The organism is Nocardia sp. NPDC058497 (assembly GCF_042720195.1).
GTDB lineage: Bacteria > Actinomycetota > Actinomycetes > Mycobacteriales > Mycobacteriaceae > Nocardia.
This window is the reverse complement of sequence record NZ_JBHXMY010000968.1, coordinates 1-1,383: the sequence shown is the minus strand read 5'-3', so window position 1 is coordinate 1,383 and position 1,383 is coordinate 1. Positions and strand designations below refer to the sequence as shown.

Sequence of the window (1,383 nt, the reverse complement as noted above, 5' to 3'; positions counted from 1 at the left end):
TCTATTTGCGTCGGCAGAGTCAGTTTTGTATAAGAGACAGGGTGATCGGCGGCTGCGTCACCCAGGCGGGCGAGCAGTCCAACAACGTCACCCGGGTCGCCTGGCTGCACGCGGGCCTGCCCTGGCAGACCGGCGCCACCACCATCGACGCCCAGTGCGGCTCGGCGCAGCAGGCCAACCACCTCGTCGCCGGTCTCATCGCCACCGGCGCGATCGACACCGGCATCGCGTGCGGCGTCGAGGCCATGAGCCGCGTGCCGCTCGGCGCGAACGTCGGCACCGAGGCGGGTCCGCGGCGGCCCGCGTCGTGGTCGATCGATCTGCCCGATCAGTTCGGCGCGGCAGAGCGAATTGCCCGCAGGCGCGGCATCACCCGTTCCGACATCGACGAATTCGGCCTTCGCTCACAGCAATTGGCTGCCCAGGCCTGGGCCGAAGGACGCTTCGATCGCGAGGTGCTCCCGGTGTCGGCGCCGGTGCTCGACAGCGAGGGCAATGCCACCGGCGAGAAGCTGGAGGTGACTCGCGACCAAGGTCTGCGCGCCACCACGCTCGAGGGTCTCGCGGCGCTGAAGCCCGTCGTCGCCGACGGCATCCACACCGCGGGCACCTCGTCGCAGATCTCCGACGGCGCCGCCGCGGTCCTGCTGATGGACGAAACCGTCGCGCGCAACAAGGGTTTGCGGCCGCGGGCGCGCATCCACACCCAGGTGCTCGTCGGCGCGGAGCCGGAGTTCCACCTCGACGGTCCGGTGCAGGCGTGCACCCGGCTGCTCGAGCGCTCCGGAATGAAGATTTCGGATATCGACCTTTTCGAGATCAATGAAGCATTCGCGTCCGTCGCACTTTCGTGGGCTTCTGTACATCAGCCGGACATGGACCGGGTAAATGTCAACGGCGGTGCGATCGCAATCGGGCATCCGGTCGGCTCCACCGGTTCCCGGCTCATCACCACCGCTTTGCACGAGCTCGAACGAACGGGCAAGGGCACGGCCATGGTGCTGATGTGCGCAGGCGGCGCGCTCGCGACCGGAACGATCATCGAACGCCTGTAGACTGGACCTCACCGAAACCGGGCGCCCAGGTTGAACATTCATCCCAGGGCGCCCGGAACGTGTCGTACGCCACACAATCCGGGGAGCCAGGGGGATGATGAGATGTCAGCTATTTTTGAGCTACTGCCAGTCGGCGTGCGAAGATCGCCGCGACGGGCACGAACCCGCATAGCCTCCCTCTCTGCAGGAGTCGTTGGGGTGACCCGCAAACGCGGGCACCCCCCCCCCCGGGGCCCGGGGTGGGCCCGGAAACCGAGTCGAATACAGTTTTATGGGGTGGGTTTTTGTTTAAAAGCCGCGAATAAAAAATTTTAGTATAAGCTGTGGA

The 1,383-nt window shown here is 65.9% G+C and carries 1 protein-coding gene; it reads left to right on the top strand.

Annotated features, from left to right (window positions below):
* Positions 1–1,055, top strand: a 1,055-nt coding sequence (locus tag ACFWPJ_RS32925; RefSeq protein ID WP_378857445.1) for a steroid 3-ketoacyl-CoA thiolase, incomplete at its 5' end; no start/stop codon positions are given.
* Between the last annotated feature and the right edge of the window lie 328 nt (positions 1,056–1,383).